Raw genomic sequence first — 8535 nt, 5'->3', positions numbered from 1 at the left:
CCCACGGGCTTGGTGTCCCAAAGGAACTTCGGTCTCCCGTCCGCCACCGCACCGCTAACAATAGCAGATGCGGCAACGTTCAAGTTACAAGGAAGCGGTTTCAGCGCCGTGTCACGCGCATCGGCAGGCCACCCTGTGGCTGGGTGGTCAGCTTCTGCACCGGCCACGGTTTGGTTTCGGCGATCGTGTCGAAGCGGTAGCGTGAGAGCAAAATGGCGAGCGCGATGATCGCTTCCTGCATGGCAAAGCTCATGCCGATGCAGACGCGCGGGCCAGCCCCAAAAGGCAGATACTGGTAGCGGTCGATCTTGTCGCGGTTTTCGGGATGGAAACGCTCGGGCATGAAAGCGTCAGGCCGGTCCCACAGCTTGCGGTGGCGATGCACCGTCCAGGGCATGACCAGAACCTGCGCCTTGCGCGGAATTTTCAGATCCTTGTAGCTGTCGTCGGCGATCGGCTCGCGGTTGATCGAAGGTGCGGGCGGATAGAGCCTGAGAGCTTCTTCGAAGACGGCGCGGGTGTAAGGCATGGCGTCGAGCCATTTGACAGGGTCAGGCTCGCGAGCCAGCACCGCGTCGATCTCCTGTTCGACGCGGTCGCGCTCCCAGGTCGCCTCGGCGAGACAATAGATCGTCCACCCCAAAGCCCGCGCCGTGGTTTCGTGGCCGGCGCCGATGAAGGTGATGATGTTGTCTTCGATCTCTCCTCGCGTGAGCCCGTCGGGGCCTTCGGCGCGAAGCAGCAAGGTTAGAAAGTCTTCCGGCGCGTTGCCGGGGTCGCGGGCCAGTTTTTCGCTGCGCATCTCCACCGTGTCGGTGACGATCTTGCGGAAATAGGCCATGGTCTTGCGACCGCGCAGGTGGGTGAAGCGCGGCAGCCACTCCGGCGCCCGCAACAGGTCGAACGGATCGACGCGGCCCATGGTCTCGAACAGCCGGTCGATCTCATGGGAAAAGCTGCCCGGCTCGCCGGCGATTTCGCCGGAAAACAGCGTCTCGGCCAAGATATCGTAGGTCAGCATCGTCATGTCCTGGGCGACATCGACCGGCTCTGAAACATCGTCGTAGCGTTTGACGAAATCGAGCGTGCAGGCCAGCATCGGCTTGGCGAAACCGAAGATATGGCGCGGGGTGAAGACGGGCGCCATGGCCTTGCGCGAACGCTTCCAGACATCACCTTCGGCGGTCAGAAGCCCGTCGCGCAGGATCGGCCGCAGGATCATCTGGCGGACGGTGGCCATCTTGTAGTTTTTGGCGTTGTCGACCAGCACGTGGCGGATGAGACCGGGATCGTTGGCGATGACCAAAGGGCCGCCAATGCCGGTGACCGAAATCCATGGCTCGTTGTAGGACGGCTCGCCCCACAGCTCGAGCGGGTTGCGGTAGACGATCCGCATCATCTCCAGCGTCGAGGGCGGCGTGGTCCGTGGTGTCGGTGCCGGGGGAACGAAGGGTTCTGGTCTGGTGTCCATCAGATGCTCTGCCTCATGGACGCAATGTAGGCGCAGGGGATGCAGGCGTCCATGTGGCCGACATGCCGAGGTAACCAGGATGTGACCGGGTTACCGGAAAGTGCCTTCTTGCCACTGTATGGTTTTGGGGCCTATGTCGCGCCGGTTACCATTGGATACCTACCTACCAAGGACTGAAATTGTGAAACACCAGCTCAACATCGTCGTCGCCAGCACCCGGCCTGGCCGCGTTGGCCCCGTTTTCGCCCGCTGGCTCGAAGCCTATGCGCGCGAGCACGGCAATTTCGAACCTGTCATCACCGACATCGACGCCTTCGGCCTGCCGATCTTCGATGAACCCAAGCACCCGCGCCTGGGCCAATACGAAAACGAGCACACCAAAAAGTGGTCGGAAGCGATCAAGCCGGCCGACGCCTTCGTGTTCGTGACGCCCGAATACAATTACTTCGCGGCCCCCGCACTGGTGAACGCCATCGACTACCTGTCCAACGAATGGAACTACAAACCGGCGGGCTTCCTCAGCTATGGTGGCGTTTCGGCCGGCCTGCGCGCCGTGCAGTCGGAGAAGATGCTGCTAACCACGGTCAAGATCATGCCTATTCCCGAGGCGATCGCGATTCCGGCCTTCCCCCAGCATCTCGACGAGAATGGCGAGTTCAAGTCGAACGCCCTGATCGACGACAGCGCCAAGGTGATGCTCGACGAACTGTTCCGCTGGAGCGAAGCGCTGAAGCCTATGCGGGCTGGCTGAGCCACCCGAAGCCAATGCAGTCCGCCGTCAAAAACGGCGGATTGCTGCCCTCTCGCCAAGGCTCGTGACGCTGTCGCCCATCCCCAGTCAAACCACCCGTAAAACTTGGAAAAACCACACTTAACGCCTATATCTTGGAGACTAACGGGCGTGCGATTCGGGGCCGATTTTGCCGCGTCCTCCTGCGGCAGTCAGACGAAAGTTTTTCATGAGCGACCAGTCCGAGAACCTTCCCGGCGCAGAAGCCGAGTACGGCGCAGATTCCATCAAGGTTTTGAAGGGGTTGGACGCTGTCCGCAAGCGCCCTGGCATGTATATCGGCGACACCGACGACGGTTCGGGCCTGCACCATATGGTCTACGAGGTGGTCGACAACGCCATCGACGAGGCGCTGGCCGGCCACGCCACGCTTGTCACCGTGTCGCTCAATCCCGATGGTTCGGTGACGGTGACCGACAACGGCCGCGGCATTCCGACCGATATGCACGAAGAGGGCGTGTCGGCGGCTGAGGTCATCATGACGCAGCTGCATGCCGGCGGTAAGTTCGACCAGAATTCCTACAAGGTCTCCGGCGGCCTGCACGGCGTTGGCGTATCCGTGGTCAACGCGCTCTCGGTCTTCCTCAAACTCAAGATCCGCCGCAAGGGCAAGATCTATGAGATGAGCTTCACCCATGGCGTAGCCGACGCGCCGCTGCGCGAAACCGGCGATGCGGGCAGCGAGACCGGCACTGAAGTCACCTTCATGCCCTCGCCCGAAACCTTCACCATGGTCGAGTTCGATTATGGCACGCTGGAGCACCGGCTGCGCGAACTCGCCTTCCTCAATTCGGGCGTGCGCATCGTTTTGTCCGACAAGCGCCATGCCGACATCAAGGTCCAGGAACTGCTCTATGACGGCGGCCTGATCGAATTCGTCCGCTATCTCGATCGGGCGAAAAAACCACTCATATCGGCGCCAATCGCGATCCGGGCAGAGCGCGACGGCATCGTCGTCGAAGTGGCGATGTGGTGGAACGACAGCTACCACGAAAACGTGCTGGCCTTCACCAACAACATCCCGCAGCGCGACGGCGGCACCCACCTCGCCGGCTTCCGCGGTGCGCTGACGCGCCAGGTGACCGGCTATGCCGAAACCTCCGGCATCGCCAAGAAGGAAAAGGTCTCGATCACCGGCGACGACAGCCGCGAAGGCCTCACGGCGGTGCTTTCGGTCAAGGTTCCCGATCCGAAGTTCTCGTCGCAGACCAAGGACAAGCTGGTTTCCTCGGAAGTCCGCCCTGTCGTCGAAAGCCTGGTCAACGAGGCGCTCGGTACCTGGCTTGAGGAACATCCGGCGGAAGCCAAGACGTTGATCGCCAAGGTGGTGGAAGCCGCTGCCGCGCGCGAAGCGGCGCGCAAGGCGCGCGAACTGACCCGTCGCAAGGGCGTGCTCGACATCACCTCGCTGCCCGGCAAGCTCGCCGACTGCCAGGAACGCGACCCGGCCAAGTCCGAAATCTTCATCGTCGAGGGTGACTCGGCAGGCGGTTCCGCCAAGAGCGGGCGCTCGCGCCAGAACCAGGCGATCCTGCCGCTGCGCGGCAAGATCCTCAACGTCGAGCGCGCGCGCTTCGATCGAATGCTGGGCTCCGAGATGATCGGCACGCTGATCACCGCGCTCGGCACCTCGATCGGCAAGGACGAGTTCAACGCCGACAAGTTGCGCTACCACAAGATCATCATCATGACCGACGCCGACGTCGACGGCGCCCACATTCGTACGCTGCTGTTGACGTTCTTCTTCCGCCAGATGCCGGTTCTGATCGAGCGCGGGCACCTCTATATCGCCCAGCCGCCGCTCTACAAGGTGGCGCGCGGCAAGAGCTCGCAGTACCTCAAGGATGAAGGCGCCTTTGAGGAATATCTGGTCGATGTCGGCCTCGATGAAGCCTCGCTGACGCTGTCGTCGGGCGAAGTGCGGACCGGCCAGGACCTGCGCGCGGCAGTGACCGACGCGCTCGGCGTGCGCACGCTGATCGAAGGCCTGCACACGCGCTATTCGCGCTCGGTGGTCGAGCAGGCGACGATCGCCGGTGCGCTCAACCCCGACGTCTTCACCGATCTCGACCGCGCCAAGGCGATGGCCGAAACGATTGCCCAGCGCCTCGACCTGATTTCGGAAGATATCGAGCGCGGCTGGACCGGCCACATCTCGACCGACAATGACGGCACGGGCGGCTATGTCTTCGAGCGCACGCTGCGCAGCGTCAAGGAGAGCGTCCATCTCGACATGGCGCTCATCAATTCGGCCGATGCGCGCGCGCTCGACCGTTATGCCGGCCGCCTCAACGAACTCTATTCCCAGCCACCGGTGCTGCGCCGCAAGGATGTTTCAGAGACCATCGCCGGACCGATCGCGCTACTGGCCGCGGTCTTCGCATCGGGCCGCAAGGGCCTGACCATGCAGCGCTACAAGGGTCTGGGCGAGATGAACGCCGAGCAGCTGTGGGAAACGACGCTCGATCCGAACGTGCGCACGCTGCTGCAGGTCAAGGTGAACGACGCCACCGATGCCGACGCACTGTTCTCGCGCCTGATGGGCGACGAGGTCGAGCCGCGCCGCGACTTCATCCAGGAAAACGCGCTCAGCGTGGCCAACCTGGACGTGTAGGCAAAAAACGTTGGGCGCGCTCCAAAGGAGTGCGTCCTTCGGCTAAAGCAGATCCGCCTCGCGCAGCCTGTAGCCGACGCCGGTTTCGGTGGTGATGTATTGCGGCTCGTCGGGTGTCTGTTCGATCTTCTGGCGCAACTGGCGGACATAGACCCTGAGATATTGAACGTCTGCCGACCCGCCCCAGACATGCTCGAGCAGGAAACGATGGGTCAAAACTTTGCCGGCGTGCTGAACCAGCACGCGCAGGATGTCATATTCCTTGGGCGACAGCTTCACTTCCTGACCACCCACCCTGACTATGCGCTTGACCAGGTCGACCGACAGCTCGCCGGTCTGGAACACCGGTTTTTCGCCCTGCTGCTGCAGCCGGTGGCGAAGGGCGGTGCGAATGCGCGCGGCAAGCTCGTTCATGCCGAAGGGCTTTGAAACATAATCGTCGGCGCCAAGTTCCAGCGCCTTGACGATACCGGCCTCGTCGGTACGGCTCGACAGGATGAGCACCGGCACCTGCAGGCCCTCGTTGCGCCAGGTGGCCAACAGGTCGTGGCCGGCGATATCGGGCAGGCCGAGGTCGAGCAGGATCAGGTCGGGCTTTTCTTCCTTGACCAGCGCCATCGCCGTCTTGCCATTCGGCGCCTCGCTGATGGCGTAGCCCTGGGTGCCGAGACCGACGCGCAACAGCTTGCGGATCGGCGGCTCGTCATCGACGATCAGGATCTTCACCGAAGCGTTGGTCATGCAATTCCGTCCAAGTTTGGTCCGTCCAAGTTTGGTCCGTCGAGGTTTGGCCCGCCAAGATTTGGTCGCTCGGCCGGCACCGGCATGGCGATGGTAAAGACCGCGCCCGAGCGGTCGGCCCGGTTCGAAGCGACAATGGTGCCGCCCATCGCTTCGACGAAACCACGGCAGATCGACAGGCCAAGCCCGGTACCGGCGCGGACATGGTCGCCCTTGCGGACGCGATAGAACGTATCGAAGACCCTCTCCAGATCGGCCTGCGGAATACCTGGGCCCTCATCCATGATCTGGATCGCGACTGATGCACCATCCGCCCAGCCGCGGATGCGGATTGTCGACCCCTCGGGGGCATATTTCGCGGCATTGTCGAGCAGGTTGAACAGCACCTGTTCGAACAGCACCGGATCAAGCTTCAGCATCGGCAGGTCGGCCGGCATGTCGACTTCGGTCTTGTGCTGGGCGGTGATCTTGGCGGCACGGCGCAAAGCACTGCCGACGATGTCGCCGGGGTAATGCAGCGCGTAGTTTGGCTCCATCGCGCCGGACTCGATCTTGGTCATGTCGAGCAGGTTGGCGATGAAGCGGTTGAGGCGTTCGGATTCATCGAGCACCGTCGAGACCAGCTCCGCCCTGCCCTCTTCCGGCAAGGAGGTGCCGAACTCGCGCAGGGCGCCTGCGGCGCCCATGATGCTGGCGAGCGGGGTCTTGAGGTCGTGCGAGATCGAGGTCAGCAGTGCCGAGCGCAGCCGGTCGGCTTCGACGGCAAGGCGGGCGCGGTCGACGTCGGCGACAAGCTGAATACGCTCAATGGCCACCGCCGCCTGGTCGGCGAGGGCATCGAACAAGCGTTGCTGTTCGGGCGTCAGAAGCGGGCCCTGGCGGTCATTGTCGAGACCAACGACACCGACCGCCATGCGCCCGGTGCGCAGTGGCAGATAAAGGCGCTTGGCACCCGGCAGCGTGTCGGCGCCACGACCAGCAGCACGGTTGTGCTCCCAGGCCCATTTGGCGGCGGCGATGTCGGCATCGACAAGGGTGTCGTCGGGCGGATAGCCGGCCTTGACGGCGATGGTGCCATCCTCGGGCAAAAGAAGCACGACACGGACCTTGAGCATCGAGGCGATCTGGAAGGCGGTTGCCCACAAGACGTCGTCGAGCGTGCCGGTACCGGCGAGCTTTTTCGAGAAAAGATAGAGGTCCTCGGTCATGCGCGCACGCTCGCGCGCGGCGGCGGCCTGACGCTGGACACGTCCAGTCAGATTGGAGGCGATGACCGCGACGATGAGGAAAAACAGCAGCGCGACAACGCTTTCGGGGTCGGAAATGTCGAGCGTGTAGAGCGGCGGCAGGAAGAAGAAATTATAGGCGACGGCACTGAGCAAGGAAGCGAACAATGCCGGCCACAGGCCAAACGTCACCGCCGAGCTCAGCACCGCCATCAAGAAGACCAGGGCGATGTTGCGTACGTCGAGGAACTGCTGCAACGCAATGCCCACAAAGAGCGCGCCAACGACATGGAGCGCTGTCGTCAGATAAGGCCACGGGTCGAAACGCCGGCGCTGGGGAGCCGTCTTCACACCCTGCGCAGCAAGGGCCGCATCCTGCTCGCTACCCGAGGTAACATGGACGCTGATGTTGCCGGCCTGGCGGATCAGATCGTGGGTGACCGAGCCTTCGAAATATTCGCGCCAGCGCGGCTTGCTCGCCTTGCCGACGACGATGTGGGTGAAATTATGCGTGCTGGCATGGCGGACAATGTCTTCGGCGACCGACTGGCCGGGAATGGTGACCGCCTCGCCGCCGAGCTGCTCGGCCAGGCGCATGGTGGCGGCGAGCCTGTCCTTGTCGGCATCTGGCAGATTGGCCGAACGCGAGGTCTCGACATGGATCGCCGCCCAAGGCGCGCGCAAGCGATCTGCCTGGCGGCGGGCGTAACGAACCAGCGAGACGCTGCGCGGATCCTCGTCGACAGCGACAAGCAGGCGATCGCCGGCGGCCCAAGGCCCCTCGATGGCATGGGCCTGCATGTGGGTGAGCAGCTGCTCATCGACGCGCTGGGCGGTGCGGCGCAGTGCAAGCTCACGCAGCGCGGTCAAATTGCCGGGCGAAAAGTAGTTCTCGATCGCCTGGCGCGCCGTGGTCGGCACATAGACCTTGCCTTCACGCAGGCGCTTGATGAGGTCGTCGGGCGTGAGGTCGATGATCTCGACATCGTCGGCGCGGTCGATGATCGAGTCGGGCACGGTCTCACGCACAGTGACGCGGGTGATCTGGGCGACGATGTCGTTGAGGCTCTCGACATGCTGGATGTTGAGCGTGGTGTAGACATCGATACCCTGGGTCAAAAGCTCCTGGACATCGAGATAACGCTTGGGATGACGGCTGCCGGGTGCGTTGGTGTGGGCGAGCTCGTCAACAAGAGCGAGTGCCGGCCTGCGCGCGATGATGGCGTCGAGATCCATCTCCTCAAGCTTGCGGCCCTTGTAGTCGACCGCCTTGCGCGGGATGACCTCGAAACCTTCGACCAACGCCTGGGTTTCACGGCGGCCGTGCGTCTCGACCACGCCGATGACGACATCTGTGTGGTCGGCGAGCCGGGCACGGCCCGACATCAGCATCTCGTAGGTCTTGCCGACACCGGGAGCAGCACCGAGGAAGATCTTCAGCGGGCCGCGCCCTTCGCGCGCTGCTGTCTCAAGCAGCGCGTCCGGCGAAGGCCTGCCTTCCTTGTCCCTGATATCGTCTGGCATCTATTCTTTACAGTCTTGGGCACAGTCTGGGGCGCCGGAGCTCTTGCAGAGCTAGAACTCCGGCGCGACCTTGTCAGGGTGCAATCGCTGCGTCGAGTGCCAAATTCAGCCTGAGCACATTGACCACCGGTTCGCCCATGACGCCGAGTTCGCGAGCCTCGACATACAC

The 8535-nt window shown here is 63.1% G+C and carries 6 protein-coding genes; 2 read left to right on the top strand and 4 right to left on the bottom strand.

Going from position 1 to position 8535, the window contains the following annotated elements; genetic code table 11:
* Positions 1-100 precede the first annotated feature (100 nt).
* Positions 101-1471, bottom strand: coding sequence for a cytochrome P450 (locus AC1DUU_RS15515; protein ID WP_476784302.1), 1371 nt, complete (start codon positions 1469-1471; stop codon positions 101-103).
* Positions 1472-1652: 181 nt separating this feature from the next.
* Between AC1DUU_RS15515 and AC1DUU_RS15510 the strand changes: the two genes are divergently transcribed.
* Both AC1DUU_RS15510 and gyrB read left to right on the top strand, forming a co-directional pair.
* Positions 1653-2222 (top strand): NADPH-dependent FMN reductase, encoded by a 570-nt coding sequence (locus AC1DUU_RS15510; RefSeq protein ID WP_476784301.1) that lies wholly within the window; start codon positions 1653-1655, stop codon positions 2220-2222.
* Positions 2223-2430: 208 nt separating this feature from the next.
* Positions 2431-4875, top strand: a complete 2445-nt coding sequence (gene gyrB, locus AC1DUU_RS15505) for a DNA topoisomerase (ATP-hydrolyzing) subunit B (RefSeq protein WP_476784300.1) — start codon at positions 2431-2433, stop codon at positions 4873-4875.
* Positions 4876-4917: 42 nt separating this feature from the next.
* Here the strand turns inward: gyrB and AC1DUU_RS15500 are convergent, their stop codons facing one another.
* The 3 genes from AC1DUU_RS15500 to AC1DUU_RS15490 form a co-directional block, all read right to left on the bottom strand.
* On the bottom strand, positions 4918-5616 hold the full coding sequence (locus AC1DUU_RS15500; protein ID WP_476784299.1) for a response regulator transcription factor: 699 nt from the start codon (positions 5614-5616) through the stop codon (positions 4918-4920).
* Positions 5613-8366, bottom strand: coding sequence for a DUF4118 domain-containing protein (locus tag AC1DUU_RS15495; protein WP_476784298.1), 2754 nt, complete (start codon positions 8364-8366; stop codon positions 5613-5615). The genes AC1DUU_RS15500 and AC1DUU_RS15495 overlap by 4 nt, the downstream gene beginning before the upstream one ends.
* A 73-nt stretch (positions 8367-8439) precedes the next feature.
* Positions 8440-8535 (bottom strand): potassium-transporting ATPase subunit C (locus AC1DUU_RS15490; protein WP_476784303.1); only part of this gene is annotated, 96 nt, incomplete at its 5' end.

This window comes from Aminobacter sp. P4_H6_2 (assembly GCF_056400805.1).
This window is presented reverse-complemented; position numbering and strand designations above follow the sequence as displayed.